The organism is Ewingella sp. AOP9-I1-14 (assembly GCF_052375995.1).
GTDB classification, from domain to species: domain Bacteria; phylum Pseudomonadota; class Gammaproteobacteria; order Enterobacterales; family Enterobacteriaceae; genus Ewingella; species Ewingella allii.
Map to the genome: position 1 here is coordinate 315,872 of NZ_JBQSVA010000001.1, position 19,115 is coordinate 334,986.

The following is a 19,115-nucleotide window of genomic DNA, read 5'->3' on the forward strand; positions in this document are numbered from 1 at the left end:
GCCTCTCGCGACTTTGACGAAAGCCAGCATATACATCTTCTTCGTACACCTGAATATATTTTTAGTCTATGCTGAATAATGTGCTGTTAAACAAAGGTATTAGGAAAGAGTCGATAAGATAATTCTGCTTATATATGCACTATTAGCGTCACTAATTCCTAATTTCATATTCTCTTTGTGACAAACAGATGAAGCAGATCACGCGTATTTACTTCACAACCTGATTTTGCTGTGGGCCAGATCGGGTTTTTCAAGTGAGAAAGACGCTAACTTAATGAATAATCAGGCCAGTCAGAAGGGGTGATTCCATGTGGCAAGCCGTTAATCGTTTGTTAAGTGAACATCTTGGTAGCGCCGAAATCCGTGAACGGGTTGAGCTTCCCGGGGGTGAAATCCACCCAGCGTGGCGACTCAGTTATGGAGACAGGGATATCTTCGTGAAATGTAATTCACGCGAGATGCTGCCCATTTTTGCCGCCGAGGCTGACCAACTCGCCTTACTCGCTCGCAGTAAAACGGTGAAAGTGCCTGAGGTGTATGGCGTGGGCAGCGACCGTGATTACAGCTTCCTCTTACTTGAATATCTCCCTCTTAAACCCCTGGATCAGCACAGTGCTTACCTGCTAGGCCAGCAGCTGTCGGCCCTGCACCAGTGGAGCGAACAACTCCAGTTCGGGCTTGATTTTGATAACGAGCTGGCAACACTGCCCCAGCCCAATAGCTGGCAAAAACGCTGGTCGAGCTTCTTTGCCGAGCAGAGAATTGGCTGGCAGTTACAGCTAGCCGCCGAGAAAGGCATGGTGTTTGGCAATATCGAAGACATCACGGAAAAGGTTCGCGCCCGGCTGCATAACCACCAGCCGCAGCCCTCTTTGCTGCACGGCGACCTGTGGCCGCACAACTGCGCTTTATCCGAGGGTGGTCCGGTAATTTTCGACCCGGCCTGCTACTGGGGAGATCGCGAATGCGATTTCGCCATGCTGCCTTTATATCCCAACGTCCCCAGCTATATTTACGATGGATATCAAAGCCGTACTCCCCTTCCCGACGATTTCACCCTTCGCCAGCCGGTTTACCAATTATATTATCTGCTCAATCGCAGTAATCTTTTTGGCGGTCAACATCTGGTGGTGGCGCAACGGGCAATTGAACGATTAATGCAGAGCGACGGGGCATAATAAAAGAGCCTGAATCTATTACAGATTCAGGCTCATTGTTTGCCGCTTAATACTGACCTTGCGAATTAATTCTCAGGCAATTAAACCTAATAATTTGAGAATGAAATAGGCAATCACTGCCAGAATAATCGGCAGGATATAAAGTGGGAAATATTGCACAAAAATCGTGTGTCGCGGTAAGACGATGCGCTCTTCGATTTGCTGCTTAGTGCGCCCTTCGCCCTCTTTCGCCTGCTCCAAAATCAGCTGATCCTGAATGCCTTCGCGGATATGTTTAACCTGGCGTGACATGCGCGCACCTGAAGCCTGTAGCGCCAGACCGACAAAAATCAGCCAGTAGATAATAAAGAACACGATGTTAGCCGTGGTGAGGCCCTGCCCGAGCACCGGAACCGGCGAGTTGTACCAAAACATATTCAAGAACGAGGTGTTGAAACGCACCATATCGACCATGACATGGACGAAATCCAACATCACCGCGTTAATCCCCTGCTGGGCTTTACTGTGCTCATAGACAAAGTTCAGCAATGAAATGATGGTCGACAGTAATGCGGGAATGAAAACCACCCAACCCAAGATCCGCTTTAGTACGGCAACGCGCCCGGCCTGTTGATACGTCATGAATTCCCCTTGTGAAGACGTCTCAGATATCGACTAAGTCTACCCGCAGATTAGGAATGTCGCCCACTGTTTTAATGGCTTAGACACAAAGTCAGACAATATTTCCGTTTGCCGGGCGCGATGTATCTGACTTCTGCCCTGAGCCAACGAGTGATAGAGTGGCGAAAACCTCAACCATGGAGAGAAAAACAATGGCGTACTCGCGTCCTATTGCTGCGGCAATATTTGATATGGATGGTCTGCTGATCGACTCTGAACCCCTGTGGACACAGGCCGAGCTGGATATTTTTGGCGATTTGGGATTAGACCTATCGCAGCGCCATTTGCTGCCTGACACGCTGGGTTTGCGCATCGATCAGGTAGTGCGGATGTGGTATCAGGCCATGCCTTGGCAGGGGCCGACGCAGGAGGAAGTGACGCAGCGCGTGATTGCTCGCGCCATCGAACTGGTGGAACAGACCCGCCCGCTGCTGCCCGGCGTCACCCACGCCTTAGAGTTGTGCCGCGATCAGGGGCTGAAAATTGGTTTAGCTTCGGCTTCTCCGCTGCACATGCTGGATAAAGTGCTCGAGATGTTTAACCTCACCGGCTACTTCCAAATCCGCGCCTCCGCCGAGCACCTGCCTTACAGCAAGCCTCACCCTGAAGTCTATATTCAGGCAGCCGGCCAGTTGCAGGTTGACCCGCTGAACTGCGTCACGCTGGAAGACTCCTTTAATGGCATGATTGCCACTAAGGCCGCCCGCATGCGATCCATCGTGGTGCCGGACCATGAGTTCAGTGAAGACCCGCGCTGGGCGCTGGCTGACATTAAACTCTCCTCCCTTGAGCAGCTGCGCGTCGAACATATTCGCTAAACATTATAGTTTTACAGAAAGTCCGCGCGCTTGGGTGAAAAGGTGTCAATCAGCACACTGCCTTGCTCAAGCGCCACCACGCCGTGCATCTCGTGCTTCACCGCCCGGTACGCATCCCCGACGCCAAGGATCTTCTTCTCGCCTTCTATCTCCACTTCAAAGCTGCCCGCCGCCACATAAGCAAACTGGTCATGAATATCATGCTTGTGCGCCACGCCAATTGCCCCTTTGTCGAAGTGCACCGCGACCATCATCAGGTCATCGCTCCAGGTCATGATTTTGCGTTTCACGCCGTGCCCAAGCTCTTCCCATGGGGTTTCTTCATCTATAAAGAACGTTTTCATCGCAGCGCCTTTTGGTAGGAATTAAAGAGGGAAAGCGAACCTTAACGGCTCAAACCTGAAAATCATTCTACTCGCCCTTCTCTAAGGCTCGAGGATCAGTTTCGATAATCTTGACCTCCCTCATAAAATAAATAAAACATCATTTCATTTTTATTGAATTCATATGCCAATGACTTTATGCTGCACAGACCAAGGACGAGCCGGCGGTTTGATCTTTGTGGTGATGTCACTGCCACGCGTCACCTCAGTCAGCGCCGACAACTCCTTCCTTCATTGCACTTACCACGCACGAGAGGCACCGACATGCAAGTCCGTCAAAGCATCCATAGCGACCACGCCAAACAGCTCGACACCGCGGGATTACGTCGCGAATTTCTGATTGAGAAAATCTTCGAAAAAAACAACTACACCATGACGTACAGCCATATCGACCGCATTATTGTCGGCGGCGTGATGCCGATTGATGCCAAGGTGTCGGTGGGTGACGAAGTGGGCAAGCAGCTTGGCGTGAGCTATTTCCTTGAGCGCCGCGAATTGGGGGTGATCAATATTGGCGGGCCGGGCCTGATAGCTGTCGATGGCACCACCTATGAGATTGGCAATGAAGAAGCCCTGTATGTCGGCAAAGGGGCGCGAAACGTTGAGTTCAGCAGCCTCGACCCGGCCAAGCCCGCCAAGTTCTATTACAACAGCGCGCCGGCCCACACCACCTTCCCGAACAAGAAAATCACGCTGGCCGAGGCTTCTCCGCAAACCATCGGCGACCCGGCCACCAGCAACCGTCGTACCATCAATAAGTTTATCGTTCCTGACGTGCTGGAAACCTGCCAGCTGACCATGGGCCTGACCAAGCTTGAGCAAGGTAGCCTGTGGAACACCATGCCGTGTCACACCCACGAGCGCCGGATGGAAGTCTATTTCTACTTTGATATGGACGACGAAACCGCCGTATTCCACATGATGGGCCAGCCGCAGGAGACGCGTCATCTGCTGGTGCACAATGAACAGGCCGTGATCTCCCCGAGTTGGTCGATTCACGCCGGGGTAGGCACCAAGCGCTATACCTTTATCTGGGGCATGGTGGGTGAGAATCAGGTGTTTGACGATATGGACCACGTGAAGGTCAGCGAACTGCGCTAATCGGCCAGCAGAGATATCTTTCGGCCGAGCGCCGTTGTTAAAAGAGAAAAGACTATGATCCTTAATGCATTTGATTTGGCAGGAAAAGTCGCGCTAGTGACCGGCTGTAATACCGGGCTTGGACAGGGTATGGCGATAGGTTTGGCGCAGGCGGGCTGTGATATTGTCGGCGTCAATCTGAGTTCACCCGATGAAACCGCCGAAAAAGTGACGGCGCTGGGCCGCCGTTTTCTGGATCTTCGCGCCGATCTGGGCAGCATCGAGGGTATCCCGGAGCTGATTGAAAAAGCCGTCGGCGAGTTCGGGCATCTGGATATTCTGGTCAACAACGCCGGGATTATTCGCCGCGAAGACGCCATTGAGTTCAGCGAGAAAAACTGGGATGACGTGATGAACGTCAACAGTAAGACGCTGTTCTTTATGTCGCAGGCCGTGGCGCGTCAGTTCATCAAACAGGGCCACGGCGGCAAAATCATTAATATCGCCTCCATGCTCTCTTATCAGGGCGGTATTCGCGTGCCGTCCTACACGGCGTCAAAAAGCGCGGTGATGGGGATCACTCGCCTGATGGCTAATGAGTGGGCCAAGCACGGCATCAACGTGAATGCCATTGCGCCGGGCTATATGGCGACCAACAACACCGAGCAGCTGCGCGCCGACGAAGGTCGCAGTAAAGAGATTTTGGAGCGGATTCCGGCGGGCCGCTGGGGCGTGCCCGAGGACGTGATGGGGCCGGTGGTCTTCTTGGCGTCAAAAGCCTCTGACTATGTGAATGGTTACACCGTGGCGGTTGATGGCGGCTGGTTGGCGCGTTAAGCTGTAAAATTAGTCGAAAAAAGACGTCTAAAATGGCGTCTTTTTTATTATATTTCAAATAGTTGACAATTCGTTACAGGGTAACTCTTCCCTGATTGTGACAGTTTCACTTATACTGGATAAAATAACAGTTATTAAGTTCGGAAGCGTCATGACGGCGGAAGGCCATCTCATATTTTCAATCGCCTGTGCGGTATTCGCCAAAAAAGCGCAGCTCTCTCCCGAGCTGGCGCACGGGGACTGGTGGCATATTATCCCAGCCTCGCTGCTGACGTCACTGCTGCCCGACATTGATCACCCAAAATCGCTAATAGGCCAGCGCCTTAAGTGGGTTTCCGCGCCCATTGCCCGCGTCTTTGGGCATCGGGGGTTCACCCATAGCCTGTTAGCGGTGGTCGGCGGCATTTTCCTGATGCGTACCCATTTCCCCCATGATTGGGTGATCCCTATCGACGCTTTCCACGCAATGATTATCGGCTACCTCAGCCATATACTGGCGGACATGCTGACCCCTGCCGGAGTACCTCTGCTGTGGCCCTGCCGCTGGCGTTTTCGCCTGCCGCTGATTAATAGCCAGAAAGGCAACCAGCTGGAGCGCACATTATGTTTACTCTTGGTGGGCTTCACCCTGTTCTGGCCCGACTGGACGCCCATTATTGGTGCAATCAAGCCGGAGTCATTTAGCAAATTATTGAACCTGATCACCTAAAAATGCGCAGAAAACAACCGCAAAAGGCATATTTAAGCCGTTTTAAGCTCATAAAGTTATAAAGCATTCTTTTTGGATATAAATCCCCCTCCAAATGAACTGTTATTCTATGCCCCAACGCTATGGGATGGTGCATTCCCCGCATTGGGGACATCAAAAAGCAAAACATAATTAGAAATTTGGAGATCTGGGTATGAATCTTCCGCTCGTGATTAACGTGGTGGTCTTCGTCGCCCTCCTTCTACTTTTGGCGCAAACCCGCCACAAGCAGTGGAGTCTGGCAAAAAAAGTACTGGTCGGTTTGGTGATCGGCGTGGTGTTTGGTCTGGCATTGCAGCTGATTTACGGCTCTGACAACCCGGTACTGAAAACCTCTATTACCTGGTTCAATATCGTCGGGAACGGTTATGTGCAGTTGCTGCAAATGATCGTTATGCCGCTGGTATTTGTGTCCATTCTGAGTGCGGTTGCCAAGCTGCATAACGCCTCTTCGCTGGGTAAAATCAGCTTCCTGACTATCGGCACGCTGCTGTTCACCACGCTTATCGCAGCCTTGGTGGGTGTGTTTGTCACCGGCCTGTTCGGCCTGACCGCGGACGGTCTGGTGCAGGGTGCTCAAGAAACGGCTCGTCTGTCTGCGCTGCAAAGCAACTATGTGGGTAAAGTCGCTGACTTGACCATGCCGCAGCTGATCCTGTCCTTCATTCCGAAAAACCCGTTTGCCGATTTAACTGGCGCAAGCCCGACGTCGATCATCAGCGTGGTTATCTTCGCTGCCTTCGTTGGCGTTGCTGCCCTGCAACTGGTTAAAGATGACCAAGAGAAAGGCCCGCGCGTGCTGGCGTTCATCGACACTCTGCAAGCCTGGGTGATGAAACTGGTTCGTCTGGTGATGAAGCTGACTCCATACGGCGTGCTGGCCCTGATGACCAAAGTGGTTGCCGGCTCTAACGTGCAGGATATCGTCAAGCTGGGTAGCTTCGTGGTGGCCTCCTACTTGGGTCTGGCCATCATGTTTGTGGTTCACGCGGTGCTGCTCTCTTTCACCGGCATTAACCCAGCGAAATTCTTCCGCAAAGTATGGCCGGTGCTGACGTTTGCCTTCACCAGCCGTTCTAGCGCTGCTTCTATTCCGCTGAGCGTTGAAGCGCAAACGCGTCGTCTGGGTATTCCTGAATCAATCGCCAGCTTCGCGGCGTCCTTTGGTGCCACCATTGGTCAAAACGGCTGTGCGGGTCTGTATCCGACCATGCTCGCGGTGATGGTTGCGCCAACCGTGGGCATTAACCCGTTTGACCCAATGTGGATCGCAACCCTCGTCGGTATCGTGACCCTCAGCTCTGCCGGTGTTGCCGGTGTGGGCGGCGGTGCAACCTTCGCGGCGCTGATCGTGCTGCCTGCGATGGGCCTGCCGGTAACGCTGGTTGCCCTGCTGATTTCAGTCGAACCGTTGATTGATATGGGTCGTACCGCGCTGAACGTCAGCGGTTCAATGACTGCCGGTACCATCACCAGCCAGTTGCTGCGCCAGACTGATAAGTCCGTATTGGACGCCGATGAGAACGCCGAACTGGCTCATCGCTAATTCAGTATTGACCCACTAGCCCCATAAAAAAGGCCGCGACGGATCACGTTGCGGCCTTTTTGTATTTCAGACACTTAGTGCTTAAAACGCGGTTTCCAGCGCATCCGTGACGCAGTAGTTGTCATCCACCAGCGGCAGGTAGCGCCATTTATCAAAGGCGGTGCATGGATGGGAAATGCCGCACCCGACCCAATCTCCCGGCTGGAGCTTCTCATCCTCCGGCAGCAGCAGATAGGCATGCTGGTCGTTCACGTCACTGATAGTCAAATGGCTGGCCGCGCGCGGCTCGCTGCCATCGGCATTGCGGATCCACAGCGGGTTTGGCAAGTCTTGGTCGAAAGGCACGTCACGACGGCCAAAATCCACAAAAGCCAGTCCCGGCTCGGGGCGAGACAGCACCCTGCCCCAGATTTCCAATGACGCTTCGAAATGGTGGGTTGCGCCCGGTTGGGCAAAAGGCGCAATGCGCGAATAAAGGCCGCTGTCGTGTGCCATGTAGGCACCCGAGCGGATCAGCGGCGTGACCGCCAGAGGCAAGCTTGCCGCCGTGAAGCAGGCCGTCACCACGTCAAACCACGCCCCGCCCCCCGCGCTAAGAATAATGTTGTCACTGGCGAACAGCTGCTTGTCGGCCAACCGCGCCGCCGTGGCGATCATCATTTCGCAATAGGCTTTCACTCGCGCAATGCCCGCCGCGTCGCGCCCTGCGCCCAGTGCGCCTTCATACCCCGCCACGCCGACCAGCCGCAGTTGGCTGCTGGCAGCAATGGCTTCGGCGATGCTAACTGCCTCCTCCTGCGACCGACAGCCGGTACGGCCGCCGCTGACCGACATCTCCAGCAGCACGGAGATCTGGCTGTCACCCAGATTCTGCTCCAGCAGCTTCACGCCCTGCAGCGAATCGACATAACAGAGGAAGCCGTGGTCGGGGTGATCTTTCTGCCACTGGCCGATCCAGCGGATCCCCGCCGGGTCCACCAGCTCATTGGCTAGAAACACGTTGCGAATACCGAACTGGCGCAGTGCGCGCACCTGAGCCGGGGTCGCCGCACCCAGTCCCCAAGCCCCACCTTCGCTAATGGCGCGGCGAAGCACGCCCGGCGACATCGAGGTTTTGCCGTGCGCCGCCAGCATCACGCCATTCTCACGGCAGAACGCCGCCAGCTGGCGCAAGTTATTTTCTAACGCCGACTGCTTCATGATCATCAGTGGCGAAAAGACCTTATCGCTACTCAGTACCGCCGTGCCCTGTGGCAGAGGGGCATCACCCGCGCCCGCCACCGATTTAAAACGCGGCGCGGCCTGCTGTGGGTCTAGCAGGCCATCGGCCCGCAATGGAAATTGAACAGACATGCTTCCTCCGATTAGTGCTCAAGCACGCGGGATAAGAATTGCTGGGTACGCTGATTCTGCGGATTAACAAAAATCTGCTCCGGGGTGCCCTGCTCGGCAATCACGCCTTGGTCCATAAACACCACGCGGTCGGCGGTTTTACGCGCAAAGCCCATCTCATGGGTCACCACCACCATGGTCATACCCTCGCGGGCCAGACTGCGCATCACTTCCATGACTTCGCCCACCAGCTCTGGGTCGAGTGCCGACGTGGCTTCATCAAAGAACATGATTTTGGGTTCGACCGCCAGCGCACGGGCGATCGCCACGCGCTGCTGCTGGCCGCCGGAGAGCTGGGCCGGATAATGGTGTGAACGCTCGGACAGGCCGACGCGCGCCAGCGCCGCCATGCCGCGCTTGTTGGCTTCGGCCACGGAGAGCTTTTGCGCCTTAATCAGCGCCAGCGTGACATTGCCCAGCGCGGTTTTGTGTGGGAACAGGTTGAATTGCTGGAACACCATGCCGACGTGGCCGCAGATCTCGCGGGAGCGCTTATTGTCATGCAGCGGCACATTGTTGACCCAGATTTCGCCACCGTCGGCGGTTTCCAGACCACTCATGATGCGCAGCACGGTACTTTTCCCGGAGCCAGAAGCACCAATCAGCACCAGCACCTCGCCCAGTGAGACGTCCAGACTGATCTCTTTCAGCACTTGGGTTGAGCCGAAGGATTTCGTCACATTATTCAGCATAATGGCGGGTTTACTCATGATAACTGACTCCTGGTTTGATGATGTTGAACCCAACGGGAAAGCGGGAAACAAACCGCGAAATAGAGCAAGGAAACAAGGCCGTAAATCACCACCGGCTGGCCGACGCGGTCAACAATCGCCTGACCTTGGTGCATCAACTCGGACATGCCAATCATGCTGACAATCGACGTATCTTTAATCAGAGAAAGATATTGGCCGACGAGCGGCGGCAGCACGATGCCACGGGTTTGTGGCAGAACCACGCTCATAAAGGTTTGGCGTTTTGACAGACCAAGGATCCATGAGACTTCCCACTGGCCTTTCGGCACGGCTTCAATCCCGCCGCGAAACACTTCGGCGATATAAGCCCCTTGGTAAATACTCAGGCCCAGAATGCCCGCCGCAAACAGGTTGATGTCATAGCCGAAGTAGGCCACGCCGAAATAGATAAACATCAGGGTTATCAGCACCGGCGTGCCGCGAAACAGCTCGGTATAGAGCACGGCGATCTGCTTGGCTATCGGCAGATTACTGGTGCGCAATACCGCCGCCAGCAGGCCGAGCAAGGTGCTGCCGATAATGGCCGCCACCGAGAGCATTAAAGTGATCCCCAAGCCTTGCAGCAGAATGGGTAAAGAACTGGTGATTAAATCACTCATGAGGTTTTCCCTCCTTTCGCGGTGTGGGTCAGCCATTTCAATGGCTGCCGCCATATGGCTCTTTTACTCGAGGTCACCAGCGCCGGATGGAATAACTTCCGCCCCGCCACACTCCCCAGCCACGAGAAGATATTGCTAAACAGCAGATAAATAACCGTCACGATGCTGAAGGTCTGGATATAGAGCAACGTGCGGGCGTTAATCACCGTGGCCGTGCCGGTCAGTTCCGGCAGCGCGATGGCCGACAGCAGCGAAGTACCCAGCAGCAGCTGGATCAGGTTGTTAATGATGGCTGGCCATACTGCCCGCGCGGCCTGGGGCAGCACCACGCTGATAAACACCTGACTTTTCGGAATGCCCAGCACCCACGCGGCCTCTAGCTGGCCTTTCGGCACTGACTGAATACCCGCACGAAAGGTTTCTGACAGATACGCCCCGACGTTAATCCCCAGCGCCAATACCCCTGCAGTGAAGGCACTCATGGTGATACCCATGGAAGGCAGGCCGAAGAAAATGATGAATATCTGCAACAATACCGGCGTGTTACGGATAAATTCGACATAGCAGTGGCTTATCCAGCGCACCACCGCCAGACGGGATGACTTCGCCAACGCCGAGATAAGTCCCAGCGCTAAGGCCAGCGCAAAGGCGATAATAGTGACTTGCAGGGTCAGCCACGCGGCGGAAAGAAACGTATCGCCATAGCGCCACAGGGTTAGCCATTGATAACTCATGGTTCTACTCCTTCGAGTGGCGCGGCATCAACTGCCGCGCCCTTTACTATCAATATTGTGGATTCAGCGGGTAGCGAGGTTTGCTGCCAAACCATTTCTGATACAGCGTGGCGTTGTCGCCAGAGGCATTAATCTCGAAGAGGAACTCATTCAAATAGTTAGCCCACACCTGATCGCCCTGTTTCACGGCAAAGGCGTTGTACTCAAGAGGCACCAGCGCCTCATTGGTCACGGCCAATGTAGGGTCGAGCTTGGCCTGATACGCCAGGAAGTTGTTATCTTCAATCATGGCGTCGGCCTGACCCTGTTTCACCGCCAGAATGGCAGCCTGCGAGGAGTCATATTCCTGAATATTGACTTTAATACCCAGATTGCGCACTTCATCGCCGTTGGTTGAGCCTTTCACCGTCGCGATAGTTTTACCCGCCATATCATGGGCAGATTGAATACCGCTATTTTTACGCACCAGCATCGCTTCACTCGCCACCACGTAAGGGTTGGTGAAGGTAATTTCTTTAGCGCGATCAAGATTGCGCGTGAAGTTACAGAACACCACGTCGACTTTATTGGTTTGCAGGTTTGGAATTCGGTTGGCGCTGGTGGTATTGACCATTTCCAGCTTAACGCCCATCTCTTTGGCGAGGGCTTTGGCTAAATCAACGTCATAGCCGTCCGGGTTATTATCTTTATCGTAAAAACCGAATGGCGCGAAACTCAGGCAGTCGCCAACGCGCAGCGTGCCGCGCTGAAGCACGGTTTGCAGGGCAGATTGCGGCGCAGCGCCGGCTGCTTTTTTATCGTCGGTCGGCGTACAGCCTGCCAGAATGAGCAATGCCAAGGTGGTGGCAGCGGCTTTGACACTTACTTTCAGCGATGTTGTATTCATTTTTTCTCTCTTTATGTAAATGGAGACTGATATGAAAAATAATTTCACAGAAAAATGAAAAGCAGGTGAGAATAAATACTGTCCCGGTGCGGTCGTAGTATTAAATAAATCGATAGCCAAATTTAATTGAAATAATTATTTACGATCAGAGCGGAAGCATTTCATATCCACTTCTACTTTACAGTCCACAACTAAATCTTGAACGCTACAAATACGGGCTGGAGGATTACCTTTAAATATCTCACTGAATACTTTATTAAATGAACTGAAATAGCGCGCGTCAGTTAATACCGCCGTGACGTGAACCACATCTTCTACCTGATAACCGGCTTCGCGCATGATGGTTAAGCAGTTGTCGAAGGCCAGTTGGGTCTGTTCAATGATGCCACCCTCGACGACTTCGCCGTCAAGCATCGGCGTCTGGCCGGAGATATATAACCAGCCATCGGCCTCTACGGCCCGTGCGAAGGGGAGTTTCTGGCCGCCCGTGCCTGTTCCACCTTCTACACCGTAACGTTTAATCGCCATGCATTACTGCTCCTGTGTGGGAAAATGCTGTGCCTGCATCGACACATCAATCGTCCGATATACTGGACATCAATCTCTGATACCGGACAACTTCAGATTTGCATATGAAATGAGCTTTTGCAATATGCACTGGATTAATTAGTTTTCGGCGATGTGTTCTGCGTCTCATAAATAAAACTTTCACACTGCGCCTCTGGATGAGAATGTGATCTTTATCTTATTTCTTCTGCCGCCATTAATTGCAGCGCGCTAAAATGGGGCACCAAAATAGAACAGGTTATTTCTCTTTAAATAGATATCAGGATTAATTCTTTAACGCCGGGGATGGGTTAAATTCATCGGGCCGTGTATGATGCGTTGAATATATTCCGTCCGCACCATTACCACAGAGGAGTTGGCTTATGCCAGATGAGAAAGTATCGCGGGCGCGCGGTGTTGACAGGGTTATCGATATTTTTCGCCAATTGCATATTGCCGGCAGGCCCATGGCGATGCGGGATCTGATTGAAGCGACCGGGGCTCCACGCTCGAGCGTCTATGACTTGGTGAGCCTGTTGGGTGACGCTGGCCTGCTGGAGTTAGATGCCGACGGCGCGGTATTTTTCGGCCGCGAGATGCACTATTACGGTGCAGACTACATGGCGCACAATGACCTGATCCGCCGGGCTCATCAGTTGATGGTAGAGATTGTGGCACGCCATGGAGAAACCGTTCAACTCTGTATGTTGGAAGGCAATAAATACACCGTGGTGCTCTCAGAAAGTAACGCGCATCCGTTCAAAATCACCTCAGATATCGGCGTGCGAGTGCCCATTACCTGGACAGCGACCGGGCGCTTGCTGCTGAGCAACTGGTCGGATAGCGATATTCTCAAGCTGATCCCGGAAGAAGACTACCAGCTCGCCAATGGTCAGATCCTGGATAAACAGACGTTTCTCAACGAGATCCACTACGCGGGGCATTTGGGATATTGCATGACGGAAGGCCTATCAGAGAGCTTTACCTGCTGCATGGCCGCGCCGATTCGCTCTCGCGGGGGGCAGGCGGTGGCCGCCATCTGCTTTATGGTCAGTCGCGACACGCCAGAGGAGCGCCGCCAGATGCTGCTGAAAGAGCTGATCGACGCCGGGCGTAAGCTCTCTGACTTAACCTAATTTCCCTAGTGGGTGGCCGTCTCCCCTAACCTGGTTTAACACGAGTTAGGGGAGCCAGCGGATTAGAACGGGTAGTCGTGGTAGCCCATCTGCTGGGAGATGTTGCGCGCCGCGGTGTGCAGCATGCTGACATAATCGTTTTTGCTTTCTTCAGAGAAACGAATGGTCGGGAAGGAGATACTCAAACCGGCAGTCACCACGCCGAAACGGTCAAACACCGGCACGGCGATACAACGCAGCCCCTGCTCCTGCTCTTCAATATCTTCGCCAAAGCCCTGCTCGCGAACCTTCACCAGCGCGTTACGCAGCGCGTCCGCATCAAGCAGCGTGTTTTCGGTACTGCGGGTAAATTCCATTTCTGACAACAATGAATCCACTTCGCTTCGCTCACCCCACGCCAGCAGCACTTTACCAATGGCGGTGCTATGCAGCGGGTTGCGGCGACCAATGCGAGAATGCATCCGCAGGTTGTACATGGAATCGATTTTATGAATATAAACGATGCCAATGCCGTCCTCATCCAGTGCGCCGAGATGAATGGTTTCGCGGGTTAAGCGAGACAGCTCGCGCATTTGAATATCCGCGCTACGAATAAGATCGACGTTCTGCAACGCCTTCGCGCCCAGCTCAAATAACTTCAAGGTGAGAGAATATTTCTCAGACTCGCCTTCCTGAGCCACATAACCTAGCGATTTCATCGTCTGCAAAAAGCGATAGACGGTACTTTTCGACATCATCACGCGTTGCGAAAGTTCAGTAATACCAATCTCTCTTTCTTCTCCCAGCGCCTGCAAAATGCCAAAAACTTTCAGAACTGAGGAGACGGAATCCGGTTGTTTATCAAGATCTGCGTTAGCCATAACTCTCTTACCTGCCCGCTTTAGTTTTGTTTCAAAAAAAATAGAACACAGTTTTCATTATAATGGCAAGCTTTTGAGAACCGCAATCATCCAGAAGAAAAGCTGAGGTTTGGCGCTAAATATTTCATAACTTTTCTTACAATATTACTAAGTATTCATAGTAATCGCGGTTGGCACTCCAGAGTCATTAGCGTGATAATATTTCCTCTTATTATTACCCCTAATGCCGACACTCATTCATGACACTCACGCCAAATGACGGGCTTCCCGTTCCTCAACGCTATGGGGCGATTCTGGCTATCGCTCTCGGCATTACCGTTTCCGTGCTCGATGGCGCGATTGCCAACGTGGCACTGCCGACCATTGCGAAAGATTTGAACGCCAGCCCGGCATCTTCGATTTGGGTGGTCAATGCCTACCAGCTCGCAGTAACGATTTCGCTGCTGTCGTTGGCGTCATTGGGGGATATTTTTGGCTATCGCCGTATTTATCAGACCGGATTGTTAGTTTTCAGCATTACCTCGCTGTTTTGCGCCCTGTCGGACTCGCTGACCACCCTGACTATTGCGCGCATCTTACAGGGGTTTGGCGCTGCGGCGATCATGAGTGTTAATACCGCGCTGATCCGCATCATTTACCCCCAGCGTTTTCTCGGGCGAGGAATGGGGATCAACGCCCTGATTGTCGCCGTCTCATCTGCCGCCGGGCCGACCGTGGCGGCGGGGATTTTGTCGATTGCGTCTTGGCAGTGGCTGTTTGCTATCAACCTGCCGATTGGTATCGCCGCGCTGGCGCTGGGGCTGAAGTTCCTGCCTGCCAACAGCACCAAAAGTCAGGGCCAGCGTTTCGACTTCACCAGTAGCCTGATGAACGCCCTGACCTTCGGTCTGCTGATCACCGCCATCAGCGGCTTCGCTCAGGGGCAAAATCGCCTGTTGGTGCTGGCTGAAGTGGTGGCGATGATGATCATCGGCTGGTTCTTCGTGCGCCGCCAGCTGTCGCGCCCTTTCCCACTGCTGCCGGTCGATTTGCTGCGCATTCCGATTTTCGCTATGTCGCTCGGCACCTCGCTGTGCTCATTCAGCGCGCAGATGCTGGCTTTCGTGTCGCTGCCGTTCTTCTTGCAGAATACGCTGGGGCTGGATTCTGTCTCCACCGGCCTGCTGCTCACCCCGTGGCCTCTCGCTACCATGGTGATGGCACCTATTTCTGGCCGTCTGGTCGAGCGCTTCCATCCGGGAATGCTCGGCGGTATCGGGCTGATTGTGCTCTCCTTCGGCCTTTATTCAATGTCGATGCTGCCTCATGACCCGTCAAATCTGAACATCGTGTGGCGCATGTTTATCTGTGGTGCCGGATTCGGTCTGTTCCAGTCGCCAAACAACCACACCATTATTACCTCCGCGCCGCGTAACCGCAGCGGCGGAGCCAGCGGCCTGCTTGGCACCGCGCGCCTGCTCGGCCAGACCACCGGCGCGGCGCTGGTAGCCCTGATGTTCAACCTGTTCCCGGACCATGGCACTCACGCCTCGCTGATCCTTGCCGGCACATTGGCGGGCGGCGGCGCGCTGGTCAGCTTTATGCGTATGACCCAGCAAACGGCCAGTCAGAAGGAAGCGGCGGAGAAATCTTAACCGTGCAGGTTCAACAATTCGCAGACATAAAAAAACCCGGCCAACTGAGCCGGGTTTTTCTTTAGCGAGTCACCAAGAGTTATTACTTAATGTACTGGCCGCTGCGTAACGCTTCGATACGCTTATCCAATGCCGGGTGCGACATGAACAGCTCGCTGAACGACTTGGATTTACCGTTAATGCAGAACGCCATCATGCTGCCCGCCTCTTGCGGCTCATGGCTGGTTTTCAAACGCTGCAGCGCGGCAATCATCTTCTCGCGGCCAACCAGTTTGGCGGAACCTGCGTCGGCGTAGAACTCACGGTGACGCGAGAACCACATGGTGATGATGCTGGCCAAGATACCGAATACCAGTTCAAGCACGGTGGCGACCGCGAAGTAAATCATCGGGTTACCGCCGTTGCTCTCTTCCCCATCACGGTTGCCGGAAAGGAAACCAGACGCCACCTGAGCAATCAGGCGAGAAATAAAGATAACGAAGGTATTCACGATACCCTGAATCAGCGTCATGGTGACCATGTCGCCGTTGGAAATATGGCTGATCTCGTGGGCGATAACCGCCTCGGCTTCGTCCTGACTCATGCTTTGCAGCAGGCCGGTACTAACGGCAACCAGAGATGAGTCACGGCGTGCGCCGGTAGCAAAGGCGTTGATGTCCGGCGCGTGATAAATCGCCACCTGTGGCATGGCAATGCCCGCCTGCTGAGACTGGCGACGCACGGTTTCAACCAACCAGCGCTCGGTTTCGTTGCGCGGCTGTTCGATGACTTCGCCACCAACCGAACGTAACGCCATCCATTTAGACATCAGTAAGGATACGAAGGAGCCACCGAACCCGAACAGACCGGCCATGATCATCAGACCTTGCACGCTGCTTGACTGAATGCCCGTAAGGCTCAGCACCAGACCGAAAATCAGCATGACCGCCAGGTTAGTTAACAGGAACAACCCTATACGCATCATAAAATGTCACTTCCTCATTGTTGTTTCGTTTTTTATTGTCAGGTGAAAATCGACAAAACTCATCGACCTGCCTAGATCCTATGGGCTTATGGTGCAGATTCAAGAGTCGGACGCCGTTATGCCCCTAAAATCACAATACTTTACAAATTGCAGCGTTTGCTCTCATTTATTTATCCACAATTGTGCATATTCACAGCGCCACGGGTTCGCTGCGGCTCGCCCCGTCGCTGGATCACAGGCAATAAAAAAGCGCACCGGAGTGCGCTTTTCGTGTCGACCGAAGTCAGGACTTATTTGCTGGCAGCGGGGGCTTTGTCGCCCTGCTCTTTCAGTAGCTTAGCCAGTTCAACGGCAATGTTGTCAGCTTCATCAAGGTACGGGTCTGGAGCGACATAATCTTTAGGTAACTCATCCAAAGATTTCAGCGGCTTCTTACCTTCACGTTTGAAACGTTCGTTCAGACGAGCCAGGCGCGTTGCATCATCCTCTTTGTCTTCTTTATCACGCTGGGCGTAGTTTAGAGAGACGGTATCACGCTTATCTTTCAACGCTTTGTAGCGCGCGATATCTTGCTGGATGTACTGGAACTCTGGGTCTTTGGCGATACGTGCATCGTGATCTTTCAGCAGTTCAGGTACGAAAGGTTTCAGATCGCCGGTCTTGGTGTAGGTGGCAGCACTGATGCTATCCCACGGCAAGGCGTTATCTTCAAACTTCTCGCCTGTTTCAATCGCTTCAATCCCGGTAGGCATCAGAATGTCAGGGGTTACGCCCTCACGCTGAGTACTGCCGCCGTTGATGCGATAGAACTTCTGAATGGTGTACTGAACAGAGCCCAGCGCAGGCCACTCAGGGCGCAGCATCTGGTCATAAATACGGTTTAGAGAACGGTATTGCTGCACAGTACCTTTACCGAAGGTCGGTTCACCCACAATCAGAGCACGGCCGTAATCCTGCATTGCAGCGGCAAAAATCTCTGACGCAGAAGCACTGAAGCGGTCAACCAGCACCACCAGCGGGCCTTTGTAGTAAACAACGCCGTCGGTATCGCTATCCTGACGAATGCGGCCATTGTTATCACGCACCTGCACTACCGGGCCGCTTGGAATAAACAGGCCAGATAGGGACACGGCTTCGGTCAATGCACCGCCACCGTTAGTACGCAAATCGATAACCAGGCTGCTGACATCCTGCTTGGCCATTTTTTGCAGCTGCACTTTGACATCATCAGTCAGGCCAACGTAGAAGCCCGGGATATCCATCACGGCGACTTTTTCGTTTCCAACTTTTTTGATGGTCATCTTAACGGCGCGGTCTTCCAGACGGATTTTCTCGCGAGTCAAAATAACAGTACGGGTTTTAGTTCCTTTACCAGCAGGCAGGATTTCGAGGCGAACTTTACTGCCTTTCGCGCCTTTGATCAGAGCGACGACGTCGTCGAGACGCCAGCCAATCACATCAACCACGCCTTTGCTGGTGGCTACCTGTCCAACGCCGACGATACGGTCACCCACTGCGATAGCTTTGCTTTTGGCCGCCGGGCCGCCTGCTACCATCGAGTTGATCACGGTATAATCATCGTCGCCTTGCAACACGGCACCAATACCTTCCAGAGACAGGCTCATTTCGGTATTGAACTGCTCGGTGCTGCGTGGAGACAGATAGTTAGTATGAGGGTCGATTTCATGCGCGAAGGCATTCATCACCAACTGGAAAACATCTTCGCTGTTGCTCTGGGTGAGACGCTTCATCGCAAAACGATAGCGTTTGGTCAGCACATCACGAATTTCCTGATCGGTTTTCCCGGTCAGCTTGAGGTTCAGCTCGTCATATTTGACTTTGGCATCCCACAGACTGTCCAACTCGGCTTTATCTTTCGGCCAAGGGGCTTTTGCGCGATCAAGATTGATGGTGTCGTTGCCCGTGAAATTCATTGGGCGCGCCAGCACTTCCAACGCATAGGTATAGCGTTCGAAACGGCGTTTTTGAGCCAGATTGAACAACGCGTAAGGCGTATTCAGTTGACCCGTTTTGAGTTCCTCACCCAGCGTGCTGCGTTTATCAGCGAACTGAGCTACGTCGGAGGCCATCAAAACGTTATGGCCATAATCGAGCATGTTGAGGTAACGGTCGAAAATCTTAGCGGAGAAATCTGCATTAAGGTCAAATTGACGATAATGCGAACGGGTAAAGCGTGCCGTAACACGCTCGCTTACCGTTGCGTCCTGAGGCTCTTGTGTCAGTTGCTTGAGCTGGTCGATAGTTACCGGGGCACTATCGTTCGCATAACTGGTGTTAACCAGACTGGCTCCTGACAACAAAAGACCTGCAATAACGCTTAATCTGACAAATTTGTTCATGC

19 protein-coding genes are annotated in these 19,115 nt (G+C 53.4%); 8 read left to right on the forward strand and 11 right to left on the reverse strand.

Going from position 1 to position 19,115, the window contains the following annotated elements; genetic code table 11:
- Positions 1–308: 308 nt before the first annotated feature.
- Positions 309–1,178, forward strand: a complete 870-nt coding sequence (locus tag ACT3RT_RS01540) for a fructosamine kinase family protein (RefSeq protein WP_353502457.1) — start codon at positions 309–311, stop codon at positions 1,176–1,178.
- A 72-nt stretch (positions 1,179–1,250) separates the two neighbouring features.
- Here ACT3RT_RS01540 and ACT3RT_RS01545 read toward each other — a convergent pair whose 3' ends face one another.
- Positions 1,251–1,799, reverse strand: a complete 549-nt coding sequence (locus ACT3RT_RS01545) for a YniB family protein (protein WP_353502458.1) — start codon at positions 1,797–1,799, stop codon at positions 1,251–1,253.
- A 191-nt stretch (positions 1,800–1,990) separates the two neighbouring features.
- Between ACT3RT_RS01545 and hxpB the strand changes: the two genes are divergently transcribed.
- Positions 1,991–2,656: a hexitol phosphatase HxpB gene (hxpB, locus tag ACT3RT_RS01550; protein ID WP_496202399.1), complete on the forward strand. Its 666-nt coding sequence runs from the start codon at positions 1,991–1,993 to the stop codon at positions 2,654–2,656.
- An 11-nt stretch (positions 2,657–2,667) separates the two neighbouring features.
- Here hxpB and ACT3RT_RS01555 read toward each other — a convergent pair whose 3' ends face one another.
- On the reverse strand, positions 2,668–3,000 hold the full coding sequence (locus tag ACT3RT_RS01555) for a cupin domain-containing protein (RefSeq protein WP_496202400.1): 333 nt from the start codon (positions 2,998–3,000) through the stop codon (positions 2,668–2,670).
- Positions 3,001–3,303: 303 nt separating this feature from the next.
- Here ACT3RT_RS01555 and kduI point away from each other — a divergent pair, with 303 nt between their 5' ends.
- From kduI to ACT3RT_RS01575, 4 genes are all read left to right on the forward strand, one after another.
- Positions 3,304–4,140 carry a 5-dehydro-4-deoxy-D-glucuronate isomerase gene (gene kduI, locus ACT3RT_RS01560; protein ID WP_353502460.1) on the forward strand — a complete coding sequence of 279 codons (837 nt, stop codon included), beginning with the start codon at positions 3,304–3,306 and terminating at the stop codon, positions 4,138–4,140.
- Positions 4,141–4,194: 54 nt separating this feature from the next.
- A complete protein-coding gene (gene kduD, locus ACT3RT_RS01565; RefSeq protein WP_353502461.1) occupies positions 4,195–4,956 on the forward strand; it encodes a 2-dehydro-3-deoxy-D-gluconate 5-dehydrogenase KduD in 762 nt (253 codons plus the stop codon).
- 151 nt (positions 4,957–5,107) lie between these two features.
- Complete coding sequence (locus tag ACT3RT_RS01570; protein ID WP_353502462.1) at positions 5,108–5,665, forward strand: metal-dependent hydrolase; 558 nt, start codon at positions 5,108–5,110, stop codon at positions 5,663–5,665.
- 193 nt (positions 5,666–5,858) lie between these two features.
- On the forward strand, positions 5,859–7,250 hold the full coding sequence (locus ACT3RT_RS01575; protein ID WP_353502463.1) for an L-cystine transporter: 1,392 nt from the start codon (positions 5,859–5,861) through the stop codon (positions 7,248–7,250).
- An 81-nt stretch (positions 7,251–7,331) separates the two neighbouring features.
- Here the strand turns inward: ACT3RT_RS01575 and ACT3RT_RS01580 are convergent, their stop codons facing one another.
- From ACT3RT_RS01580 to ACT3RT_RS01605, 6 genes are all read right to left on the reverse strand, one after another.
- The gene (locus ACT3RT_RS01580; protein ID WP_485901109.1) at positions 7,332–8,603 is read right to left on the reverse strand and encodes an alanine racemase; all 1,272 of its coding nucleotides are present in this window, start codon (positions 8,601–8,603) and stop codon (positions 7,332–7,334) included.
- A gap of 11 nt (positions 8,604–8,614) precedes the next feature.
- Positions 8,615–9,352 (reverse strand): amino acid ABC transporter ATP-binding protein, encoded by a 738-nt coding sequence (locus tag ACT3RT_RS01585; protein ID WP_485901110.1) that lies wholly within the window; start codon positions 9,350–9,352, stop codon positions 8,615–8,617.
- Positions 9,349–9,993: an amino acid ABC transporter permease gene (locus ACT3RT_RS01590; RefSeq protein WP_496202401.1), complete on the reverse strand. Its 645-nt coding sequence runs from the start codon at positions 9,991–9,993 to the stop codon at positions 9,349–9,351. The genes ACT3RT_RS01585 and ACT3RT_RS01590 overlap by 4 nt, the downstream gene beginning before the upstream one ends.
- Positions 9,990–10,727 (reverse strand): amino acid ABC transporter permease, encoded by a 738-nt coding sequence (locus ACT3RT_RS01595; RefSeq protein ID WP_496202402.1) that lies wholly within the window; start codon positions 10,725–10,727, stop codon positions 9,990–9,992. Before ACT3RT_RS01595 ends, ACT3RT_RS01590 begins: the two co-directional genes overlap by 4 nt.
- A gap of 49 nt (positions 10,728–10,776) precedes the next feature.
- Complete coding sequence (locus ACT3RT_RS01600; RefSeq protein WP_353502468.1) at positions 10,777–11,613, reverse strand: ABC transporter substrate-binding protein; 837 nt, start codon at positions 11,611–11,613, stop codon at positions 10,777–10,779.
- Between the two features lie 135 nt (positions 11,614–11,748).
- The gene (locus ACT3RT_RS01605) at positions 11,749–12,141 is read right to left on the reverse strand and encodes a RidA family protein (protein WP_353502469.1); all 393 of its coding nucleotides are present in this window, start codon (positions 12,139–12,141) and stop codon (positions 11,749–11,751) included.
- A gap of 401 nt (positions 12,142–12,542) precedes the next feature.
- Between ACT3RT_RS01605 and ACT3RT_RS01610 the strand changes: the two genes are divergently transcribed.
- On the forward strand, positions 12,543–13,295 hold the full coding sequence (locus ACT3RT_RS01610; RefSeq protein ID WP_353502470.1) for an IclR family transcriptional regulator: 753 nt from the start codon (positions 12,543–12,545) through the stop codon (positions 13,293–13,295).
- Between the two features lie 62 nt (positions 13,296–13,357).
- Here ACT3RT_RS01610 and kdgR read toward each other — a convergent pair whose 3' ends face one another.
- A complete protein-coding gene (kdgR, locus tag ACT3RT_RS01615; RefSeq protein ID WP_496199993.1) occupies positions 13,358–14,155 on the reverse strand; it encodes a DNA-binding transcriptional regulator KdgR in 798 nt (265 codons plus the stop codon).
- A 239-nt stretch (positions 14,156–14,394) separates the two neighbouring features.
- Between kdgR and ACT3RT_RS01620 the strand changes: the two genes are divergently transcribed.
- Entirely contained in the window at positions 14,395–15,789 is a 1,395-nt protein-coding gene (locus tag ACT3RT_RS01620; protein WP_496202403.1) for an MFS transporter, read from the forward strand.
- Between the two features lie 82 nt (positions 15,790–15,871).
- Here ACT3RT_RS01620 and htpX read toward each other — a convergent pair whose 3' ends face one another.
- Both htpX and prc read right to left on the reverse strand, forming a co-directional pair.
- Positions 15,872–16,753 carry a protease HtpX gene (htpX, locus tag ACT3RT_RS01625; protein ID WP_353502472.1) on the reverse strand — a complete coding sequence of 294 codons (882 nt, stop codon included), beginning with the start codon at positions 16,751–16,753 and terminating at the stop codon, positions 15,872–15,874.
- Positions 16,754–17,043: 290 nt separating this feature from the next.
- Complete coding sequence (gene prc / locus ACT3RT_RS01630) at positions 17,044–19,113, reverse strand: carboxy terminal-processing peptidase (protein ID WP_396130396.1); 2,070 nt, start codon at positions 19,111–19,113, stop codon at positions 17,044–17,046.
- Positions 19,114–19,115 lie beyond the last annotated feature (2 nt).

Coding starts and splice junctions, on each gene's coding strand:
- ACT3RT_RS01540 (WP_353502457.1), top strand. CDS start 309: ATGTGGCAAGCCGTTAATCGTTTGTTAAGTGAACATCTTGGTAGCGCC.
- ACT3RT_RS01545 (WP_353502458.1), bottom strand. CDS start 1,799: ATGACGTATCAACAGGCCGGGCGCGTTGCCGTACTAAAGCGGATCTTG.
- hxpB (WP_496202399.1), top strand. CDS start 1,991: ATGGCGTACTCGCGTCCTATTGCTGCGGCAATATTTGATATGGATGGT.
- ACT3RT_RS01555 (WP_496202400.1), bottom strand. CDS start 3,000: ATGAAAACGTTCTTTATAGATGAAGAAACCCCATGGGAAGAGCTTGGG.
- kduI (WP_353502460.1), top strand. CDS start 3,304: ATGCAAGTCCGTCAAAGCATCCATAGCGACCACGCCAAACAGCTCGAC.
- kduD (WP_353502461.1), top strand. CDS start 4,195: ATGATCCTTAATGCATTTGATTTGGCAGGAAAAGTCGCGCTAGTGACC.
- ACT3RT_RS01570 (WP_353502462.1), top strand. CDS start 5,108: ATGACGGCGGAAGGCCATCTCATATTTTCAATCGCCTGTGCGGTATTC.
- ACT3RT_RS01575 (WP_353502463.1), top strand. CDS start 5,859: ATGAATCTTCCGCTCGTGATTAACGTGGTGGTCTTCGTCGCCCTCCTT.
- ACT3RT_RS01580 (WP_485901109.1), bottom strand. CDS start 8,603: ATGTCTGTTCAATTTCCATTGCGGGCCGATGGCCTGCTAGACCCACAG.
- ACT3RT_RS01585 (WP_485901110.1), bottom strand. CDS start 9,352: ATGAGTAAACCCGCCATTATGCTGAATAATGTGACGAAATCCTTCGGC.
- ACT3RT_RS01590 (WP_496202401.1), bottom strand. CDS start 9,993: ATGAGTGATTTAATCACCAGTTCTTTACCCATTCTGCTGCAAGGCTTG.
- ACT3RT_RS01595 (WP_496202402.1), bottom strand. CDS start 10,727: ATGAGTTATCAATGGCTAACCCTGTGGCGCTATGGCGATACGTTTCTT.
- ACT3RT_RS01600 (WP_353502468.1), bottom strand. CDS start 11,613: ATGAATACAACATCGCTGAAAGTAAGTGTCAAAGCCGCTGCCACCACC.
- ACT3RT_RS01605 (WP_353502469.1), bottom strand. CDS start 12,141: ATGGCGATTAAACGTTACGGTGTAGAAGGTGGAACAGGCACGGGCGGC.
- ACT3RT_RS01610 (WP_353502470.1), top strand. CDS start 12,543: ATGCCAGATGAGAAAGTATCGCGGGCGCGCGGTGTTGACAGGGTTATC.
- kdgR (WP_496199993.1), bottom strand. CDS start 14,155: ATGGCTAACGCAGATCTTGATAAACAACCGGATTCCGTCTCCTCAGTT.
- ACT3RT_RS01620 (WP_496202403.1), top strand. CDS start 14,395: ATGACACTCACGCCAAATGACGGGCTTCCCGTTCCTCAACGCTATGGG.
- htpX (WP_353502472.1), bottom strand. CDS start 16,753: ATGATGCGTATAGGGTTGTTCCTGTTAACTAACCTGGCGGTCATGCTG.
- prc (WP_396130396.1), bottom strand. CDS start 19,113: ATGAACAAATTTGTCAGATTAAGCGTTATTGCAGGTCTTTTGTTGTCA.